This is a genomic window from Streptomyces sp. NBC_01520, assembly GCF_045040375.1.
Lineage (GTDB): Bacteria > Actinomycetota > Actinomycetes > Streptomycetales > Streptomycetaceae > Streptomyces.
The window spans coordinates 1,881,256-1,900,144 of sequence record NZ_CP109404.1 but is presented as its reverse complement, the minus strand read 5'-3'; the positions used below and the strand labels follow the sequence as shown (position 1 = coordinate 1,900,144).

Here is an 18,889-nt window from a genome sequence, read left to right as displayed (position 1 = left end):
TGGCAGGGCGGGACGGTCACGGCATGACCGGACGGTGCGCCGGCGGTCCGGTTCCGGGGGCGGGGTACGCGGCGGTGCGGAGGTCCTTCGCGGTGGCTGTGTCCGTCCTTTCCGCGCCGGCCCTCCCGGGGTGCGCGGGCTTCCTCGTCCCGGCGGGCGAGAGTGAGCCGGCCCCGGCGTCGGGCCCGACAGCCACCTCGCCGCCGTCCAGCGGAGCGCCGGCCGCCTCGACGCCGCCGGCGGCCGGTTCCGGGGCCACGGAGGACTGCCCGGTCTCCGGCGCCCGTGTCGGCATGGGGCACGTGCAGACCGCCATGTTCCACCGGGCCGTCACACTCACGCTCACCAACTGCGGTAAGAAGCCCTACCGGGTCCACGGCCACCCGTCCGGGCCCTGGGCGAGGACGGCGAGCGGATCCCCGTCCCGGTGAACGCGGGCGGTTCGGTGTCCGGGCAGGACCGGGGCGCCGAGGAGGTCACGCTGAAGCCCGGCGGGACCGTCACCTCCGTCCTGGCCCGGGTCTCCACGAAGGAGGGCGGCGACCTCGTCGAGGGGGACGCCCTGGAGATCGCCCCCGCTCCCGGCACGGGGCCCGGGTCTTCCCGCTGGAGGGCCACGACCTGCGCCTGATGGACGAGCTGAACACGACCGCGTGGCGCACCGCCCCGCCCGGGTGACCTCCGCGGTTGACCTCAAGAGCACTTGACGTACGAGGGTGGTGGCCGGAGGCGCACCGCAGGGGCGCGCCCGGAGAGGATCGCCGCCATGCCGTCCGTACAGTTCAACTCCCGCCCCGACCTCACCCGTTCCGGTGTGGGCGTCGTCAAGGTCAGTACCTGGGACGTCGGTTCCCCCGAGCGGCAGCGGCGCACGGTCGAAGCCGTCCGGGCGGCGTGGGGCGACCGCGACTGGCCGCACCCCGGGCTGCTCTCGTACACCGTGCACACCGGGGAGGACGGGAGGACGCTGCTCCACTACTCGCAGTGGTCCGGCGAGGAGGCGTACCAGGACTTCGTGCGCCCCGGCCGCGACGCGCGCAACGCCGACATCGACGCGGCCGTCCCCGGCATCGACCGGCTCGGGCTGCACTCCTACGAGCTGTACCGCTCCGGGTTCCGGGACGGCACCCCCGAACCGGGCTGCGTCGTGATCGTCGACGTCGAGTTCGCCGGACCGGACCCGGCCCGCCAACGGGGCTGGGTGGACGCGGTGTTCGAGGCACTGGAGTCCGAACCCGTCCCCGCTCCCGGCGGTCTCTCCGCGCACTTCCACCTCGGCACGGAAGGGGACCGGGTGCTCAACTACGCCGAGTGGGCGACCGCGCAGGCCCACGCCGACGCGCTCGCCTCCGACGGCGAGGGCATCGGAAGCCCGTCGCCGCAATGGGAACGGGTCCAGAACTTTCCGGGTATGACGGGTGGCAGTGTGCACCGCTACCTCCCGGCGCTGAGCCTGGCACCGGGCCTGTAGGGGAACCGGGCGGCTCGGGACGAAATGCGTCTACGCTGGGACCGCGGCGCCGCACTCCTGCACAAGGGGCCGCCGCGGGCCCGTACGCACGGGGGCCCGCCCCGCACACATCCTGAGCACGCCCGAGGAGACCCCACTGATGTCCGCAGAGCGCCCCTCCCTGCCGCCGGTGCGGCTGCACACCGAGGCCGAGCTGGCCCGGGACGCGCTGGCCGCTCCGCTGCTCGCCCGCGCCGTCCGCCTCGCCCGCTGGGCGGGGCCCGGTACGCGGGTGGGCGCCGGTGGCGAGCTCGTCGACGCGCAACTGCCCGCGGCTGCCGCCCACCTCGGTCTCACCGACGACGAGGACGGTGCCGCGTACGCCAGTGAGGCCTGGCGCCTCGCCGTCGACACCGGGCTCGTGGACGTCGAGGACCCGCACGACGAGGACGGACTGGGCGACACGGCGGGCGACGACGCGGAGGGCACCGTCACCGCGGGCGAGAACCTGGCGCTGCTGACCGGTGGCTCCCCGCAGGACGTCCTCTCGATCTGGCTGGACGGCCTGGACGCCGTGCACGCGGACGCCACCGCGCCGGCCTTCGACGACTTCGCCGACCTCGTCAACGAGGACGGCAGCGTCGACTTCGACGCCCTGGACTGGGACCCGGAGGCGGAGGCCGACTTCCTCGACGGGGTGCTCGGCAACCTCTACCTGCTGACCCTCTCGGACGCGGGTCCCGGCAGCGGCCCCGTGCCGCTGCCCGCCCTCGCCGCCTCCGTGGTCGTGCCCGACGACATGGGCGAGCCCACCGACGAGGCCCTGGAGCAGGTGTCGGAGGCGATGATGCGGCTTGACGACCAGTTCCGGCTGCTGGAGCCCATCGGGATCGTCGAATACCGGCCGGTGGACGAGTCGTTGCTGATCGAGGAGGGTGAGGCGGCGACGCCGCCCGCGGACGACGAGGACGTCACCCGGTACGGCATGGTCCGGCTGACCCCGCTCGGCCTCTACGGCATCCGCGAGCGGATGCTGGAGGCCGGGGTGGACGCCCCCGCGGTCGGCGACCTCGCCGACAAGGGTGCCGACACCCTCCTCGACGGCCTGGCGCGCTACCCCGAGGACGCAGCACGCGCCGAGATCGGGCTGTGGCTCCAGCGGCACGGTACGGACGGGGCGGCAGCCGCCGCGGCCGAACTGCTGGGCGCGGCACGCGGCGCCGACCGGGGTGCCCCGCTGCGCAGGCTCCACTGCCAGCAGGCCCTCGCCTTGGCAGGTCCCGAGGCCGAGCCCGCGGTGCGCGAGGTGCTCGACGACGCCGAACTCGGCGGACTGGCCCGGGTCTGGCTCGCCGAACGGGGCGCGGCCGACGTGCCCGCGCCGCCTGAGCCGATGATCTTCTGGCTCGCCGTCGACACGATCGCCGCCCAGCTGGACGCCGAGGGTGACATGGACGAGCTCCAGGAGCTGGTCGAGGGACTCTCCGGGCAGCACAGCGGCTTCTTCGACGAGGCGTGGCGGGTGGAGCACCCGGCCACGGCCGAGGTGCTCGAAGCGATGGGGCGGCTGCACAGCGACCGGAAGACGGCGAAGGACGCCCGCAAGGCCGCCTTCAAGGCCCGGTCGCGCACGAAGGGCTGACGGCCGCGACGAGGGTGTTCCGGCCGGAACGGGACCTCGGGCGGGAACAACGGCCGCCGGTGCCTTCCGGCCGGAAAGCGCCGGTGTGAACGGGGCCGTTCCGGCCGGAAGGCACCGGTGCGACGAGGCCCTTCCGGCCGGAAGGGACCGGCCATGCGGGGGTGCCGTGCCCTGGTTCGTCCCCATTGGCCGGACGGCTTGACGCGCAGGCCCGCTCGATGACGTGCGTCGTTCAACTGGTGTTGGTGCGGGGGAGGGAGCGTGATCGCGCCACCCCACCCCACCCCGGCCACGTTGCACCAGGAGTCCGCGATGTCGTTCACGCGCAGAGAATTCACCAAACAGTCCGCGCTCACCGGTGCGGGTATCGCGCTCACCGGCGCCGTCGGCACCCTCGCCACCGCCCCCGGGGCGCTGGCGGCCGAGGACGCGAGGCACGGAAAGGGCCACGATGACAACCACGGTCACGACAAGGAGCTGGGCTACGGGCCGCTGATCGACGACCCGAAGGGCATCCTCGCGCTGCCCGCCGGATTCTCGTACCGCATCCTCACGCACAGCGGTGTCACCAAGCTGGAGACGGGCGAGCCGACGCCCTCCAACCACGACGGCACCGCCGCCTTCGAGGGTTCCCGCGGCGTCACCCTCCTCGTCAACAACCACGAGCTGAGCGGCACCCGGTCCCGCTGGACGTACCCGGTCCCGCTCACCGAGGGCCTCGTCTACGACCCGGTCGCGGCCGGTGGCTGCACCGTCGTGGAGACCCGCGCCGACGGCCGTACCGCCGAGTGGGTCGGCATCGCCGGCACGTCCACCAACTGCGCGGGCGGCAGCACCTCCTGGGGTACCTGGCTCACCTGCGAGGAGACCGAGGACAAGGCCGGTAAGAACGGCCTGCTCAAGGACCACGGTTACGTCTTCGAGGTCGACCCCTACGACAAGCGCGCCAACCGCGACCCGCGCCCGATCAAGGCATTCGGCCGGTACGCCCACGAGGCCGTCGTCATCGACCCGAAGCGCGGCCACGCCTACCTGACCGAGGACGCCTCGGGCCCCAACGGACTGCTCTACCGCTGGGTTCCGCCGCACGGCTTCAAGCACGGCCGCGGCAAGCTGCGCACCCTCGCCGACGACGCCGGTGTCCTGCAGGCCACCAAGTGCTTCGACAAGAAGGGCGCGTTCGTCGACGACCTGTCCCGCGCCACGGAGATCGGCACGGTCTACGGCGTGGACTGGGTCGACGTACCCGACCGTGACGCGAAGACGGTCTCGGTGCGCAAGCAGTTCGACAACACCCAGGTCACCCGCGCCCGCAAGCTGGAGGGCATGTGGTGGGGCGACGGCGGTGCCTACTTCGTCTCCTCCTACGCCCGGGGCGAGAGCCCCGTCGCGCACGACGGCCAGGTCTGGTTCTACGACCCCAAGCGCCGCACGGTGACCCTGAAGGTGCTCCTCGGCGTCAACCCGGACCCCTCCGCGGACGGTGCCTTCGACGGCCCGGACAACATCACCGTGTCGCCCTACGGCGGCATCGTCATCTCCGAGGACGGCGAGGGCATCCAGCACCTCTTCGGGGCGACCGACAGCGGCCGCACCTACCCGATCGCCCGCAACGACCTCAACGCCGGCACGGAGGACGACCCCTCCTACAGCGAGATCGCCGGAGTGACGTTCTCGCCCGACGGCAGGACCCTGTTCGCCAACATCCAGAACCCCGGCATCATGCTCGCCATCACCGGCCCGTGGAAGCGCCAGCCGAAGGGGCACTGACACACACCCCGGCCTGAATTGCCCCGCCGTGCGGTAGGCGAGGAAATCCCTTCGCCTACCGCACGGTTGTTCTCCTGAAGTCAGGGCCACGTACCTCCCGGTGCGAAGGCAGCGGCTGCTTCCTTTTCCAAGAAATCACGCCGCGGCCGTCCTGACCTCGGGAGGCACGAGCGCCGGGGGTGCCCGGTGCGCAGGTGACGGCTACTTCCGGGATCCGAAGGCTGCGGGTTCGAATCCCGTCCGGTCACGGCCGGTAGCTCAATCGGACAGAGCATCGGACATGAGCCCGTCGCCGACCCCTGATCTCGGGCACCCCATTCGCCGTGCCGTCCCCCACGAACACGAATTCGGGGGAATTCACATGGCACGTTTCAACACAGGATTCATCAGGCCCCGCGTCACCTCGCCCGTGAAGTCCACCGGGCGCACCGCGCGCAACCACCAGGGCGCCACGGGCCACCTCAGGGACGGCCGGTCCGAGCTCTTCCTCCTCGCCGTCGCGAATTTCGTGTCGCAGCAGACCTTCCACGAGGACGGCGCGGCGCGCGACGACCGGTTCGCCGCCCTGGTGCGGAAGCTCGCCGTCGAGGACCCGGAGTGGACCGCGGGGCTGCTGCGCTGGCTGCGCCGCGAGGGGCGGATGCGCACGGCGTCGCTCGTCGGCGCCGCCGAGTACGTCAGGGCCCGGCTCGATGCGGGTGCCGTGGACGGCCCGTCCAACCGGCAGGCCGTGGACTCCGTGCTGCTGCGCGCCGACGAGCCCGGTGAGCTGCTCGGCCACTGGACGTCGCGGTACGGACGGGCGGTGCCCAAGCCGGTCAAGCGCGGGATCGCCGACGCCGTGCGGCGGCTGTACGGCGGCAAGGCGCTGCTGAAGTACGACACCGCGTCCAAGGGCTACCGCTTCGGCGACATCCTCAACCTGGTGCACGCCGCGCCCGACCCGGCCAAGGCATGGCAGGGCGATCTGTTCCGGTACGCCCTGGACCGCAGGCACCACCCCGAGGACGCCGTGCCGCCCGCCTCGAACCGCACCCTGACCGCCCACCGGGAACTGATGGAGGTGCCCGTCGCGGAGCGTCGCGCACTGGTCACCGGGGCCGGTGGCGCCGACCGGCTGGCCGCCGCCGGGATGACCTGGGAGGCCCTCGCGGGCTGGCTGCAGGGTCCGATGGACGCCGCCGCCTGGGAGGCGGTCATCCCCTCCATGGGCGCGATGGCGCTCCTGCGCAGCCTGCGGAACTTCGACGAGGCCGGGGTCTCGGACGAGGTCGCGGCGGGGGTGGCCGCGCGGATCTCCGGCGCGGAGGAGGTCGCGGCCTGCCGGCAGTTCCCCTTCCGCTACCTCGCGGCGTACCGGCACGCACCGTCGCTGCGCTGGGCCTACCCGTTGGAGCAGGCGCTCGGTCACTCGCTGGGGAACGTGCCCGCGCTGCCCGGCCGCACCCTGGTGCTGGTCGACCGCTCGGGCTCCATGTGGTCGCGCTCTCGGACCGCTCGCGGCTGAACCGTGCCGACGACGCGGCCGTCTTCGGCGCGGCGACGGCGCTGCGGGCCGCCGACGCGGACCTGGTGCAGTTCGGTACGGGCAGCTCGACGGTCGCGTTCCGGCGGGGGGAGTCGGTGCTGAAGGTCCTGGGCCGCTTCGGCAGCCTGGGCGGCACCAACACCTCCGAGGCGGTCCGCATGCACTACGAGGGGCACGACCGGGTACTGATCGTCACCGACGAGCAGGCCTCGGACACCGCGTACGGGAACGCCACCGCCGGCATCCCGGACACGGTGCCCGTCTACACCTGGAACCTCGCCGGGTACCGGGTCGGGCACGCGCCGGCGGGACGCGATAACCGCCACACCTTCGGAGGGCTTTCCGACGCGGCATTCCGCATGGTGCCCCTGCTGGAGGCGGGCAGGAGCGCCGACTGGCCCTGGAACGGCTGATTACGAATCCGGCACTACTGCCCTCCGGGAGTGGCCGGGCATGGCATTGGACGCTCGTAAGGCGCATACTCAACGTAATGAAACAGTCAGCCGGATCCCGGCGTCACCTGCCTTCCAGTCCCTTCAACCGCCCGGCCCAGGCGGCCCCACCGGTCGAATGCTTCGATGTGGGCGACAGGGTGTCGCACGACCAGTTCGGACTCGGCCGAGTCCTTGCTGTCGAGGGCGACAACGACGCAGTGCTCATCGACTTCTCGGGGCGACAGGGGAGGATCCTGAGCCCGTATTCCAAGCTGACCAAGCTCTGAGAGGGAGGACGAGCACGTACAGCGTCCGACCGGATACTCTCCGGACCCGGGGCACCTGAGGAGAAATCCACCAGGTGCCCCGGAAGCCGTTCCGGGGCGTCCGTGGGAGCTACAGGGCCTTCGCGGCGGGCTTGACCATGCCGCGGACGGTCCTCGACTTCACGAACTCGCCCATGGCGGTCATCTCCCACTCGCCGGAGAACTGCTTGATCAGCTTGGCCATGAACACGCCGGTCTGCGGCTCCGCGCCCGTCAGGTCGAAGCGGACCAGCTCCTCGCCCGTGGTCCCGTCGATCAGCCGGCAGTACGCCTTGGCGACCTCGGTGAACTTCTGACCGGTGAACGAGTTCACCGTGAAGACCAGGCCCGTAGCGTCGGCGGGGATCCGGCCCAGGTCCACGACGATCACCTCGTCGTCACCCGCGCCCTCGCCCGTGAGGTTGTCGCCCGAGTGCTTGACCGCGCCGTTCAGGATGGAGAGCTTGCCGAAGTAGCAGCTGTCCAGGTGATTGCGGTCGGGACCGAAGGCGATGACCGAGGCGTCGAGGTCGATGTCCTTGCCGCGGAACGCGGGCTCCCAGCCCAGACCCATCTTGACCTGCGAGAGCAGCGGCCGGCCGCCCTTGACCAGGGACACGGTCTGGTTCTTCTGGAGGTTGACCCGGCCCTTGTCGAGGTTGATCTTGCCGGAGGCGGCAGGGGCGGGGGCGGGCGGCGCGACGGGCGGGGCCGGCGGTGCCGGAGGGGCGATCCGCGGGTCCACGGGGGCCGCGGCCACCGGCGGCGCGACGGGTGCGGGGGTGGCCGGTGCGGGGGTGGCCACCTGGGCGGGCTCCTCCACCGAGACGCCGAAGTCCGTGGCGATGCCCGCCAGCCCGTCCGCATAGCCCTGGCCGACCGCGCGGGCCTTCCAGGCGCCGTTGCGCAGGTAGATCTCGATGACCACCAGAGCCGTCTCGGAACCCAGCTGGGGCGGGGTGAAGGTGGCGAGCGCGCTGCCGTCGTCCGCGTTGCGCACGGTGGCGGTGGGTTCGACGCCCTGGAACGTCTGGCCGGCCGCATCGGGGCTCGCGGTGACGACGATCTTCTCGATGCCGGGCGGGACCGCCGTCGTGTCCACCACGATCGCGTCGGGCGCCGTGCCGCCGCCCGAGCGGTACGTCACGCCGGGGCCCGAGGGCTGGTTGTAGAAGATGAAGTCGTCGTCGGAGCGCACCTTGCCGTCGGCGGTGAGCAGCAGGCCCGAGACGTCGAGCCGCACCGGGGCGGCGACGTCCACCGCCACGCGGGCGGCGGAGAGAGGGATGTTCGAGCCGGGGGTCATTGCGGTCATGCACGGGGTAACGAATGACCCGGCTTTGCCGTTCCCTTACCTTCGGGGACTTGCTCCGTACGGCTCAGCGCCCGCCCGCGCCCCGGTTGCGCGGGTGATCACGGGCAGTGCGTTCGTTCCCGTGCTTGTAGGCGCCCGTCCAGCGGGCCATGACCAGCTGGGCGTCGCCGGACACCACCTCGGCCAGGAACCGCTCCGCACGTCCGCCGCGCAGGGTGCCCGCCGGACGGCCGTGATGGGTGATCGTGACGCTCGTGTCGCCGTGCTGTTCGTACGCGAATCCGGAAGGTCTGGGCATGGTCCGTATCGTGCCCGGGCCCCCGGCTCCCGTCGCGCGAATTTCGCGGTGGGTGTCAGTACGGCCAGATCGGCGGGTCGGTGACGAAGTGGCCGCCGATGTGGGCGTGCTCGGGGTTCTCCGGGTCCAGCTCGCCGTGCTCGGCGACGAGCTTGTCGGCGTACCGCTCCGAGTCGTCCTGCGGCGCGTAACCCAGCGACCTGGCAGTCGTCAGGTCCCACCACAGGCGGGTGTTGGCGGAGGAGCCGTAGACGACGGTGTGCCGCACGTCCGGGGCGGTCAGGGCCGCGTGGAAGAGGCGCGCGCCGTCGCCGGGGCTCATCCAGACGGAGAGCATGCGGACCGACGTCGGCTCGGCGAAGCAGGAGCCGATGCGCACGGAGACGGTCTCCACGCCGTGCTTGTCCCAGTAGAACTGCGCGAGGTCCTCGCCGAAGGACTTCGACAGGCCGTAGAAGGTGTCCGGGCGGTGAGGGGTGTCTGTCGGGATCAGCGGGTCGCCTGCCGTCGGGCGCGGGGTGTAGCCGATGGCGTGGTTGGAGGAGGCGAACACGATGCGCCCGACGCCCTCCTCGCGCGCGGCCTCGTAAAGGTTGTACGTGCCCTCGATGTTGGAGCGCAGAATCTTGTCGAAGGAGGCTTCCAGGGAGATGCCCGCGAGGTGGATGATCGCATCGACGCCCCGGACGGCTTCCCGCAGCGCCTCCTTGTCGCAGAGATCGGCCGTCACGGCGTCCGGTTCGCCCTCGACGGGGGTGACGTCGAAGAGGCGGAGCTCGTAGCCGTACGCGGGCAACAGCCCACGCATCAGGGTGCCGAGGCCGCCTGCGGCGCCGGTGAGCAGGACGGTACGGGGAGCGGGCATTCGGGGATCTCCTCGGTGCGGGCGGCAGGACGCGGCGCGGTGTACGCGGACGGCGGTGCTGTGCGGCGCGTCCGGACGGCAAGGTACGCGTGGCACGCGAGCATGACACACCAGGATGCGTCAAATCCATGAGTGACATTCACATGCATGGACAAGCTAAGAAGTTCCGACGGATCACGTCAAGTGTCCATCGAAGCCAGCCGCATCGTGCCGGGGCAGGCGCTCTCGTCTTGACCTGCGCTGCGAGACTGGCTTAGCGTGGCAGCGTTCAGAAATATGGACACCGATCAGAATTGTGCACGCCTGAATCTGCTCAGGGAGCGCCCGTGACCTCAGCCCCCCTTGCCGCCCGACTCACCGATGTCGCCGGGCCGCTCTTCTTCCCCGTCACCGCCTACGGGCCGGACGGCACCGTCGACCTCGACGCCTTCCGCACGCATGTGCGCAAGGGCATCGACGCCGGTGCCGCGGCGGTCTTCGCCTGCTGCGGCACCGGCGAGTTCCACGCGCTGACACCGCAGGAGTTCGGCGCCGTCGTCGCCGCGGCCGTCGAGGAGACCGCCGGGCAGGTGCCCGTCGTCGCGGGCGCCGGCTACGGCACGGCGCTCGCGGTCCAGTACGCGCGGCTCGCCGAGGAAGCGGGTGCGGACGGCCTGCTGGCCATGCCCCCGTACCTCGTCGTCGCCGGCCAGGAAGGGCTGCTGGGCCACTACACCGCGCTCGCCGCGGCCACCGGCCTGGAGACGATCGTCTACCAGCGCGACAACGCCGTCTTCACCCCGGAGACCGTCCTCGCCCTGGCGCGGACCCCCGGGATCATCGGCCTCAAGGACGGCTACGGCGACGTCGACCTGATGCAGCGCATCGTCAGCGCCGTACGCGCCGGACTGCCGGGCGGCGACTTCCTGTACTTCAACGGGCTGCCCACCGCCGAGCTCACCGGCCTCGCCTACCGGGGCATCGGCGTCACGCTCTACTCCTCGGCCGTCTTCGCCTTCGCGCCCGACATCGCCCTGGCCTTCTACCGGGCGCTGGACTCCGGCGACGACGATCTCGTCAACGCCCTCCTCGACCACTTCTACCGGCCCCTCGTCGAACTGCGCGCCAAGGGCCACGGATACGCGGTGTCGCTCGTGAAGGCGGGCGTCCGGCTGGAGGGCCTGGACGTCGGCGAGGTGCGCACCCCGCTCACCGAGCCCCCGGCCGAGCACATCGAGGAGCTGGCCCGGATCATCGCGGAGGGCCGAGCCCTGCTGGGGAAGCGCGGCCAGGAGCGGGGGGAGCACGCGTGAAGACCTCCGCCTTCCTCTACCCCTGGGACGTCGTCGGCGACCCGGACGCCGCCACGCGCCTCGCGGACCTGGGCGTCCAGCAGGTGACGCTCGCCTCCGCCTACCACTCCACGCGCGCCCTGACCCCGCGCCACCCCTCCCGCAGGATCGTCACCGCCGAGCACGCCGCGGTGCTCTACCCGCCGGACCAAGGACGCTGGGCGGGGCGCGGGCTGCGCCCGTACACCCAGTCCTGGGTCCCGGGCGAGGACCCGTACGCCGAGGCCGCCGAGGCCCTGGCCGGCGCCGGTCTCCAGGTGCACTCCTGGGTGGTCCTCGCGCACAACTCCCGCCTGGGCGCCGAGCATCCGGACACCTCCGTGGTCAACGCCTACGGCGACCGCTACCCCTGGGCGCCGTGCATCGCACAGCCCGCCGTCCACACGTATCTCGTGGACCTGGCCGCGGAGGCCGCCGTACGGCCCGGGACGGCGGGCAGCGAGCTGGAGTCCTGCGGCTGGTACGGCTTCGCCCATCTCCACGCCCACGACAAGACGTCGGGGGTCGGCCTCGGGGACGCGGCGCAGTACCTGATGTCGCTCTGCTTCTGCGCCGACTGCCGTGCCGGATACGCGGGACAGGGGCTGGACGCGGACGAGCTGCGTGCCGCGGTGCGCGGCGCCCTGGACCCCGTCTGGGCCGGAACCGGCTCCACGGAGACCGGCTGGCCGGGGATCGAGAAGCTGCTCGGCGCGGGCCTCGCCGGAGCCACCCGGAAATGGCGCGACCAGGTAGCCGGGGGGCTCCAGGAGGCGGCCGTCGAAGCGGTCCGAAGGACGGCGGCCGACCCGGACTTCCAGGTCCTGCTGCACGCCGATCCCGCCTCGTACCGGGTGGGCGCCAACGTCGGGGTGGACCCCGCGCACATCCTGGCCACGGCGGACGGCGTGGTGCTGCCCTGCACCGGAGCCGACGCGGCCCGCGAGGCGGTGCTCGGGCCGTTCGCCGGGCTCACCGGCGTGCTGGCCGCCAACTTCGGCGTGGTCACGGGCATGGGTGGCAGCCCCGGCACGCTGGAGCGGGACGCCGCGCACGCGCGCTCGCTCGGCGCGACCGAACTGCGGCTCTACCACGCGGGACTGGCCTCCGGGCCGGACCTGGACGCCGTCGGCGACGCGCTCTCACGCATCGGCCGGTGACCGGCCGCCGGAAGGGGCGCCCGTCGGCCGCCCCTTCCGGCCCGCACCCAGCCACACCGCCGTGACCAGCCCCGCCAGGGCCGCCGACGGCAGCAGCAGCCGTACGTCCGCCACCGCGACCAGACCCGCCCCGAGGGCGAGGCCCAGCGCGTTCGGCACCATCGTCAGCGTGTGGGCCGCCGCGGCCGTGCGGCCCAGGGCCGCGTCCGGGGCCTCCCGCTGCACCGCCGTCATCGCGGCGACCAGCACGCACGGCAGGCCGAGGCCGATCGCCGCGCTCGCCGCCAGGGCCACCGCCTCGAAGGGCAGGCCCCGCGCCGCCACGGCCAGTGCGAACAGGGCGGTCCCCGCAGCCGCGAAGACCCGCGCGGACAGCCGCCGCAGGAGCGGCCCCGCCAGCAGCCCGACGGTCACGGAACCCGCGCCCTGTGCCGCGTACAGCAGCCCCGCGTACGCCGGGGAGCGGCCCAGGGCGTCGACGACGGCGTAGATCATCGCCCCGTTGAGCCCTGCGACCAGCATCGTCGCCGCCCCGGCGCACACCAGCGGGCGCAGCACCGGCGAACCGAGCAGCAGCCGTGTCCCCGCCGCCGTACCGCCCCGCCGTGACACCCGCGGGGCACCCGCCGGCTCCCGTACCCGCAGCCGCGCGAACACGAGGGCGGCCAGCGCGAACGTCAGCGCGTCCAGCAGGACCACCGGCACCGCGCCGTACCGGGCGAACAGCCCCGCGCCGGTCAGCGGGGCGAGCAGCTTCATGCCCTCGTTCACCGTCGTCCGCAGCCCGTTGAAGTCGCCCAGCAGCCGTACGTCCACCGCCCGCGCGACCACGGCCGTCTCCGCCGCGTCCAGCACGACGCCACTCACCCCGTAGACGAACAGGACGGCGAACAGGGCCCCGACGCGGTGCTCCGGGCCGATCAGCGGCAGTGCGCAGAGCAGCCCCGCCATGCCCAGGTTCACCCAGGTCAGCAGCGGTCCGCGGGGCAGCCGGTCGGCGAGGGCGCCGAGAGCGGGGCCCGCCAGGAGCGGGGCCCACATCGTGAACACCGTCAAGGCCGCCAGAGTGTCCGAGCCCGTCGCGGACCTGACCCAGATCCCGGCGGTCAGCCACATCGCGGACGTACCGAATCCTGAGACGAGCACCCCCGTCAGGCACAGCAGCGCCGTGCGGTCGCCCACCACCTCGCGCACCGATACCGTCCACCCCGCACAGTCGTGACCTGCGCACTCCTCTCCGGAGCGCGTCCGACGGGCTCATGCTGGCGACTAAGGGCACCTCGGGGCATCGGGCGGATGCCTGAGAACTACACACAAACATCTTTTGTCAGAAGCGTTGACGAAACATTCAGGACGGCTCTAGCTTCATCGCGTCGTACTTCGTACGTCATATATGAGACGCGATACGCGAGATGCGAGAGCCCTTCACCCATGACCTTTGCGCCTGCCCCGATTCCGTCCCGGACCCAGTACGTGCTGGAGGCGATCAAGCACGCCATCCTCACCGCGCAGCTGAGACCGGGACAGGCGCTCGTCGAGACCGAACTGGCCGCGCAGTTCGGGGTGTCGAAGACCCCCGTACGCGAAGCGCTGAAGACCCTCGCCGGCACCGGGCTCGTGGTCATGAGCCAGTACAAGGGCGCCACCGTACGGCTCGTGGACGCCGCCATGGCCCGGGAGGTGTACGACGTGCGCCTGCTCCTGGAGCCCGAGGCGCTGCGCCGCTCGATCACCCGCAAGTCCTCGCTGGAGGCGGCCCAGGAAGCCCTGGAGCGGGCCGATACGGCGATAGACAAGGCCGACAGGTCGCTGGCCAACCGGGACTTCCACCGGGCCCTCTACCTCCCCTGCGGCAACCCGCTGCTCTCCCGGATGCTCGACGAGATCCGTGACCAGGCCGCCCTCGTGTCGACCGTGGCCTGGGCGGCCAACCCGTCCTGGGAGCGCGAGGCGGCCGAGCACCGGGAGATCCTGCGGCTCGCCCTCACCGACGACGCGGAGGCCGCCGCCGGGGCTCTGCACGACCACATCGCATCGTTCGTACGCCGCTCGTTCCCCGACGACGAAGACGGGGGTGACACGGCGTGAACCACCAGCTGGACCTGAACCACCAGCACCTCGACGAAAGGCCAGTCCGCATGGACCTCTCCCCGCTGAAGGCGGCCCTCGCAGACGTTGTGGCGATCCCGGTGACCCCGTTCGCCGAGGACGGAAGCATCGACACCACCGTGCACCGCGCCCTGCTGCGAAGACTGCTCGACGGTGGAGTCCGCATCGTCACCCCGAACGGCAACACCGGGGAGTTCTACGCACTGACCCCCGACGAGCGGCGCACCGTCACCGAGCTGACCATCGACGAGGCGGGCGGCCGTGCCACCGTCCTGGTGGGCGTCGGCCACGACGTGCCGACCGCCGTCGCCGCGGCCGAGCACGCCAGGGAGGCGGGCGCCGAGATGGTGATGGTGCACCAGCCGGTGCACCCCTACGTCTCGCAGGACGGCTGGGTCGACTACCACCGGTCCATCGCCGAGGCCGTCCCGGAGCTCGGGGTCGTCCCCTACATCCGCAACCCGCTGCTCGCCGGTGAGCGTCTCGCCGAACTCGCCGACGACTGCCCCAACGTCATCGGTGTGAAGTACGCCGTCCCGGACGCCGCCCGCTTCGGTGCCTTCGCCCGGGACGCCGGCCTGGAGCGCTTCGTCTGGGTGGCAGGGCTCGCCGAGCTCTACGCCCCCTCCTACTTCGCCACCGGCGCCACCGGATTCACCTCCGGCCTCGTCAACGTCGCCCCCGGTGTCTCGCTGACGATGCTGGAGGCGCTGCGGGCCGGCGACTACGCGGCGGCGATGAAGGTCTGGGAGCAGATCCGCCGCTTCGAGGAACTGCGCGCCGACCGGCAGTCCGCCAACAACGTGACCGTCGTCAAGGAGGCCCTCGCCTCGCTCGGCCTCTGCCGGCGCGAGGTCCGCGCACCGAGCCGGATCCTGCCCGAGGCGCAGCGCGCCGAGGTCGTGAACCAGGTCGCCGGGTGGTCCATATGACCGGCACCGACGGCGCACGCATCACCCCCGAGGAACTGCGCAGCCACCAGTGGTACGGGACGGACGGGCTCCGCTCGTTCAGCCACCGGGCCCGCACCCGGCAGCTCGGCTACCTCCCCGAGGAGCACCTCGGCAAGCCGGTCATCGCGATCCTCAACACCTGGTCCGACATCAACCCCTGTCACGTCCATCTGCGCGACCGCGCGCAGGCGGTCAAGCGGGGCGTCTGGCAGGCGGGCGGCTTCCCTCTCGAATTCCCGGTGTCGACGCTCTCGGAGACCTTCCAGAAGCCGACCCCGATGCTCTACCGCAACATGCTGGCGATGGAGACGGAGGAGCTGCTGCGCTCCTACCCCGTCGACGGAGCCGTGCTGCTGGGCGGCTGCGACAAGTCGACGCCCGCGCTCCTCATGGGCGCGGCCTCCGTCGACCTGCCGACGGTCTTCGTGCCCGCCGGGCCGATGCTGCCGGGTCACTGGCGCAACGAGGTCCTCGGCTCCGGCACGGACATGTGGAAGTACTGGGACGACAAGCGGGCCGGGCTGATCGGCGACTGCGAGATGGCCGAACTGGAGAACGGGCTCGCCCGATCGCCCGGCCACTGCATGACGATGGGCACCGCGTCCACCCTGACGGCCGCCGCCGAGGCGCTGGGCGTCACGGTGCCGGGCGCCTCCTCCATCCCGGCCGTCGACTCCGGTCACGACCGGATGGCCGCGGAGTCGGGCATCCGCATCGTCGAACTGGTGTGGCAACAGCTGACGTTGTCGAAGATCCTCACCGCCGACGCGTACGACGACGCCGTCGCCACCGTCCTCGCGCTCGGCGGCTCCACCAACGCCGTCATCCACCTGATCGCGATGGCGGGCCGCTCCGGGGTGAAGCTCACCCTGGACGACTTCGACCGCATCGCCCGCACCGTGCCCGTCCTCGCCAACCTCCGCCCCGGCGGCAAGTACCTGATGGAGGACTTCCACTTCGCCGGCGGGCTGCCCGGATTCCTGGCCCGGCTCACCGACGTACTGCACCTGGACCGCCCCACCGTCACGCACACCACCCTGCGCGAACAGCTCGACGGGGCGCTGGTGCACAACACCGACGTCATCCGGGAGCGGGACAACCCCCTGGCCGAGGAGGGCGGCGTGGCGGTGCTGCGCGGCAACCTCTGCCCCGACGGCGCGGTCATCAAGCACATCGCCGCCGAACCGCACCTGCTGCGCCACACCGGACCCGCGGTCGTCTTCGACGACTACAAGGAGATGCAGCGCACCATCAACGACCCGGCGCTGGCCCTCACCCCGGAACACGTGCTGGTCCTGCGCAACGCCGGCCCCAAGGGCGGTCCCGGCATGCCCGAGTACGGCATGCTGCCGATCCCCGACTACCTGCTCAAGCAGGGCGTACGGGACATGGTGCGGATCTCCGACGCCCGCATGAGCGGCACCAGTTACGGGGCCTGCGTGCTGCACATCGCGCCCGAGTCCTTCGTCGGCGGGCCCCTCGCCCTGGTCCGCACCGGCGACCTGATCACCCTGGACGTCGAAGCGCGACTGCTCCACCTCGACGTCCCGGACGACGAACTGGAGCTGCGCCGGGCCCGGTGGACCCCGCCGCCCGCACGGTACGGGCGCGGCTACGGGGCGCTCTACCAGGACCAGATCACCCAGGCCGACACCGGATGCGACTTCGCGTTCCTGGCACGGCAGGGAGAAGTGCCCGACCCGTACGCGGGCTGACGGCCCGAAGGAATTCCGCGCACCGCCTGTCCGGCCCGCCGAACGGCATGCGGTAAGCGCTTGTGCACCACAGGAACAACAGGCACCACGCACGGCACCCCCAGCACTTCCCAGCACTTCCCAGAGATCGGAGACGTGTCATGGCCCAATCCGCCGCCGTGGCCTCACCGCCGCCCAAGGCGCCCAAGCGCCGCTCGGCGAGCCCCCGCCGACTGCCGTATCTGCTGATCGCGCCCGCGGGCCTGCTGATGGTCGGCTTCATCGCCTACCCGGTGATCAGCGTCTTCTACTACAGCCTGCAGAACTACAACGTCACCAAGCCGTGGCGGAACGGCTTCGCCGGACTCGACAACTTCAAGCGGATCTTCACCGAGGACGACCAGTTCTGGTCGACGCTCGGCTTCAGCGCCCAGTGGGTCTTCACCCAGGTCACCCTGCAGCTCGCGCTCGGCCTCGCCCTCGCCCTGATCGTCAACCAGACCTTCGTCGGACGCGGCATCTCCCGGGCCATGGTCTTCTCACCCTGGGCCGTCTCCGGCGTACTGACCAGCACCATCTGGATCCTGCTCTACAACTCCTCGACCGGCTTCAGCCGCTACCTCGCGGACGCCGGGATCGGTGAGTACGGCACCTCGGTGCTCTCCGACACCGGGACCGTCTTCTGGGCGGCGACGATCTCCGAACTCTGGCGCGGTGTCCCCTTCTTCGCCATCCTCATCCTCGCCGACCTGCAGTCCGTCTCCAAGGAGCTGTACGAGGCGGCGTCGGTGGACGGTGCGGGCCGGATGCGGCAGTTCTTCCACATCACCCTTCCGCACCTGCGGGACGCGATCATCCTCGCCACGCTGCTGCGCGGCGTCTGGGAGTTCAACAACGTCGACCTGCTCTACACCCTCACCGGGGGCGGACCGGCCGGCGAGACCACGACCTTGCCGCTGTACGTCGCCAACACAGGCATCGAGGGTCACGACTTCGGGTACGCCTCCGCGCTCACCACCGTCGCCTTCGTGATCCTCCTCTTCTGCTCGATCGTCTATCTGCGCCTGAGCAAGTTCGGAGGCGACCACAAGTGACTGCCGCACTCGTAGAGAAGAAGGAAGCCACGCGGCGGTCCGCGGGGCACAGCGCCCCGCCGCCCGCCTCGCGCCGCCCCACCAAGCGTGAGCGTGCCTTCGACGACGTACCCCGCTGGCAGATCTACCTGCCGCTCGGGCTCTACCTGCTCTTCACGCTCATCCCGTTCTACTGGATGTTCCTGTTCGCCGTGCGGCCCGCCGGCTCCACCTCGCTGGTGCCGTGGCCGATGACGGGGGAGCACTTCTCCAAGGTCTGGAACGAGCGCAGCTTCGCCCTCTTCTTCCAGAACAGCATGATCGTCGGTGTCGCGACACTGATCGCCACGACGCTCGTCGCGCTGGCCGGCGGCTACGCGCTGGCCCGGTTCGACTTCAAGATCAAGGGCGCCTTCATGCTGGCGCTGCTCTGCTCGCAGTTCATTCCGGGCGCCCTGATGCTCGTACCGCTCTTCGAGATCTTCAAGAACCTCCAGATGATCAACTCCCTGGGGAGTGTCGTCATCGCGGAGACCGTCTTCCAGCTCCCCCTGTCGATCATCCTGATCAGCGGCTTCATCAAGAACGTGCCGGTCTCCCTGGAGGAGGCCGCCTGGGTCGACGGCTGCTCGCGTTTCAAGGCCTTCTGCGCGGTCGTCCTGCCGCTGCTGCGCCCCGGACTGATCGCCGTCGGCTCCTTCGCCTTCGTGCACAGCTGGAACCACTTCCTGTTCGCTCTGATGTTCCTCAGCGAGCAGGACAAGCAGACGATCCCGGTCGGCCTCAACACCCTCATCGGCGCCGACAGCGTCGACCTGGGCGCACTGGCCGCGGGTGGAGTCATCGCCGCCGTACCCGTGGTGATCGTCTTCGCCTTCATCCAGAAGTGGCTCATCACCGGCTTCAGCGCCGGCGCCGTGAAGGGCTGACGGACATGACCGCACACCTCCGCCCGCGCACCGCGCATCGCACCCCGTACCGCA

The 18,889-nt window shown here is 71.5% G+C and carries 15 protein-coding genes and 2 pseudogenes; 13 read left to right on the top strand and 4 right to left on the bottom strand.

Annotated features, from left to right (window positions below):
* Nucleotides 1-23 precede the first annotated feature (23 nt).
* The 6 genes and pseudogenes from OG524_RS08655 (at nucleotide 24) to OG524_RS08630 (ending at nucleotide 7,111) form a co-directional block, all read left to right on the top strand.
* Nucleotides 24-678: pseudogene (locus OG524_RS08655) on the top strand (DUF4232 domain-containing protein).
* Nucleotides 679-766: 88 nt separating this feature from the next.
* Nucleotides 767-1,471 carry an antibiotic biosynthesis monooxygenase gene (locus OG524_RS08650; protein WP_405809704.1) on the top strand — a complete coding sequence of 235 codons (705 nt, stop codon included), beginning with the start codon at nucleotides 767-769 and terminating at the stop codon, nucleotides 1,469-1,471.
* 139 nt (nucleotides 1,472-1,610) lie between these two features.
* Entirely contained in the window at nucleotides 1,611-3,092 is a 1,482-nt protein-coding gene (locus OG524_RS08645; RefSeq protein ID WP_405809702.1) for a hypothetical protein, read from the top strand.
* A 312-nt stretch (nucleotides 3,093-3,404) separates the two neighbouring features.
* A complete protein-coding gene (locus OG524_RS08640; protein ID WP_405393266.1) occupies nucleotides 3,405-4,862 on the top strand; it encodes an alkaline phosphatase PhoX in 1,458 nt (485 codons plus the stop codon).
* Nucleotides 4,863-5,223: 361 nt separating this feature from the next.
* Nucleotides 5,224-6,803, top strand: a pseudogene (locus OG524_RS08635) (TROVE domain-containing protein).
* 77 nt (nucleotides 6,804-6,880) lie between these two features.
* Nucleotides 6,881-7,111, top strand: coding sequence for a hypothetical protein (locus OG524_RS08630; protein WP_014156926.1), 231 nt, complete (start codon nucleotides 6,881-6,883; stop codon nucleotides 7,109-7,111).
* Nucleotides 7,112-7,220: 109 nt separating this feature from the next.
* Here the strand turns inward: OG524_RS08630 and OG524_RS08625 are convergent, their stop codons facing one another.
* The 3 genes from OG524_RS08625 to OG524_RS08615 all read right to left on the bottom strand — a co-directional run bounded on the left by OG524_RS08625 (nucleotide 7,221) and on the right by OG524_RS08615 (nucleotide 9,607).
* Nucleotides 7,221-8,444 (bottom strand): TerD family protein, encoded by a 1,224-nt coding sequence (locus OG524_RS08625; protein ID WP_405809700.1) that lies wholly within the window; start codon nucleotides 8,442-8,444, stop codon nucleotides 7,221-7,223.
* A 64-nt stretch (nucleotides 8,445-8,508) separates the two neighbouring features.
* Nucleotides 8,509-8,742: a hypothetical protein gene (locus OG524_RS08620; protein WP_405391530.1), complete on the bottom strand. Its 234-nt coding sequence runs from the start codon at nucleotides 8,740-8,742 to the stop codon at nucleotides 8,509-8,511.
* A gap of 55 nt (nucleotides 8,743-8,797) precedes the next feature.
* A complete protein-coding gene (locus OG524_RS08615; protein WP_405391531.1) occupies nucleotides 8,798-9,607 on the bottom strand; it encodes an NAD-dependent epimerase/dehydratase family protein in 810 nt (269 codons plus the stop codon).
* A gap of 326 nt (nucleotides 9,608-9,933) precedes the next feature.
* On the opposite strand from OG524_RS08615, the gene OG524_RS08610 reads away from it, so the two are divergent.
* Together OG524_RS08610 and OG524_RS08605 are read left to right on the top strand one after the other, a co-directional pair.
* Nucleotides 9,934-10,899: a 5-dehydro-4-deoxyglucarate dehydratase gene (locus tag OG524_RS08610; RefSeq protein ID WP_405809698.1), complete on the top strand. Its 966-nt coding sequence runs from the start codon at nucleotides 9,934-9,936 to the stop codon at nucleotides 10,897-10,899.
* Nucleotides 10,896-12,077 (top strand): hypothetical protein, encoded by a 1,182-nt coding sequence (locus tag OG524_RS08605; RefSeq protein ID WP_405809696.1) that lies wholly within the window; start codon nucleotides 10,896-10,898, stop codon nucleotides 12,075-12,077. The genes OG524_RS08610 and OG524_RS08605 overlap by 4 nt, the downstream gene beginning before the upstream one ends.
* Here the strand turns inward: OG524_RS08605 and OG524_RS08600 are convergent.
* Nucleotides 12,060-13,271, bottom strand: coding sequence for an MFS transporter (locus OG524_RS08600; RefSeq protein WP_405809694.1), 1,212 nt, complete (start codon nucleotides 13,269-13,271; stop codon nucleotides 12,060-12,062). The genes OG524_RS08605 and OG524_RS08600 overlap by 18 nt on opposite strands.
* A 237-nt stretch (nucleotides 13,272-13,508) precedes the next feature.
* Here OG524_RS08600 and OG524_RS08595 point away from each other — a divergent pair, with 237 nt between their 5' ends.
* The 5 genes from OG524_RS08595 (at nucleotide 13,509) to OG524_RS08575 (ending at nucleotide 18,835) form a co-directional block, all read left to right on the top strand.
* Complete coding sequence (locus OG524_RS08595) at nucleotides 13,509-14,165, top strand: GntR family transcriptional regulator (RefSeq protein ID WP_384499114.1); 657 nt, start codon at nucleotides 13,509-13,511, stop codon at nucleotides 14,163-14,165.
* 50 nt (nucleotides 14,166-14,215) lie between these two features.
* Entirely contained in the window at nucleotides 14,216-15,118 is a 903-nt protein-coding gene (locus OG524_RS08590) for a dihydrodipicolinate synthase family protein (RefSeq protein WP_405393268.1), read from the top strand.
* A complete protein-coding gene (gene araD, locus OG524_RS08585) occupies nucleotides 15,115-16,854 on the top strand; it encodes an L-arabinonate dehydratase (protein WP_405809692.1) in 1,740 nt (579 codons plus the stop codon). Before OG524_RS08590 ends, araD begins: the two co-directional genes overlap by 4 nt.
* A gap of 140 nt (nucleotides 16,855-16,994) precedes the next feature.
* On the top strand, nucleotides 16,995-17,927 hold the full coding sequence (locus OG524_RS08580) for a carbohydrate ABC transporter permease (RefSeq protein WP_405391537.1): 933 nt from the start codon (nucleotides 16,995-16,997) through the stop codon (nucleotides 17,925-17,927).
* Nucleotides 17,924-18,835, top strand: coding sequence for a carbohydrate ABC transporter permease (locus OG524_RS08575; protein WP_405391539.1), 912 nt, complete (start codon nucleotides 17,924-17,926; stop codon nucleotides 18,833-18,835). Before OG524_RS08580 ends, OG524_RS08575 begins: the two co-directional genes overlap by 4 nt.
* Nucleotides 18,836-18,889 lie beyond the last annotated feature (54 nt).

Coding starts and splice junctions, on each gene's coding strand:
- OG524_RS08650 (WP_405809704.1), top strand. CDS start 767: ATGCCGTCCGTACAGTTCAACTCCCGCCCCGACCTCACCCGTTCCGGT.
- OG524_RS08645 (WP_405809702.1), top strand. CDS start 1,611: ATGTCCGCAGAGCGCCCCTCCCTGCCGCCGGTGCGGCTGCACACCGAG.
- OG524_RS08640 (WP_405393266.1), top strand. CDS start 3,405: ATGTCGTTCACGCGCAGAGAATTCACCAAACAGTCCGCGCTCACCGGT.
- OG524_RS08630 (WP_014156926.1), top strand. CDS start 6,881: ATGAAACAGTCAGCCGGATCCCGGCGTCACCTGCCTTCCAGTCCCTTC.
- OG524_RS08625 (WP_405809700.1), bottom strand. CDS start 8,444: ATGACCGCAATGACCCCCGGCTCGAACATCCCTCTCTCCGCCGCCCGC.
- OG524_RS08620 (WP_405391530.1), bottom strand. CDS start 8,742: ATGCCCAGACCTTCCGGATTCGCGTACGAACAGCACGGCGACACGAGC.
- OG524_RS08615 (WP_405391531.1), bottom strand. CDS start 9,607: ATGCCCGCTCCCCGTACCGTCCTGCTCACCGGCGCCGCAGGCGGCCTC.
- OG524_RS08595 (WP_384499114.1), top strand. CDS start 13,509: ATGACCTTTGCGCCTGCCCCGATTCCGTCCCGGACCCAGTACGTGCTG.
- OG524_RS08590 (WP_405393268.1), top strand. CDS start 14,216: ATGGACCTCTCCCCGCTGAAGGCGGCCCTCGCAGACGTTGTGGCGATC.
- araD (WP_405809692.1), top strand. CDS start 15,115: ATGACCGGCACCGACGGCGCACGCATCACCCCCGAGGAACTGCGCAGC.
- OG524_RS08580 (WP_405391537.1), top strand. CDS start 16,995: ATGGCCCAATCCGCCGCCGTGGCCTCACCGCCGCCCAAGGCGCCCAAG.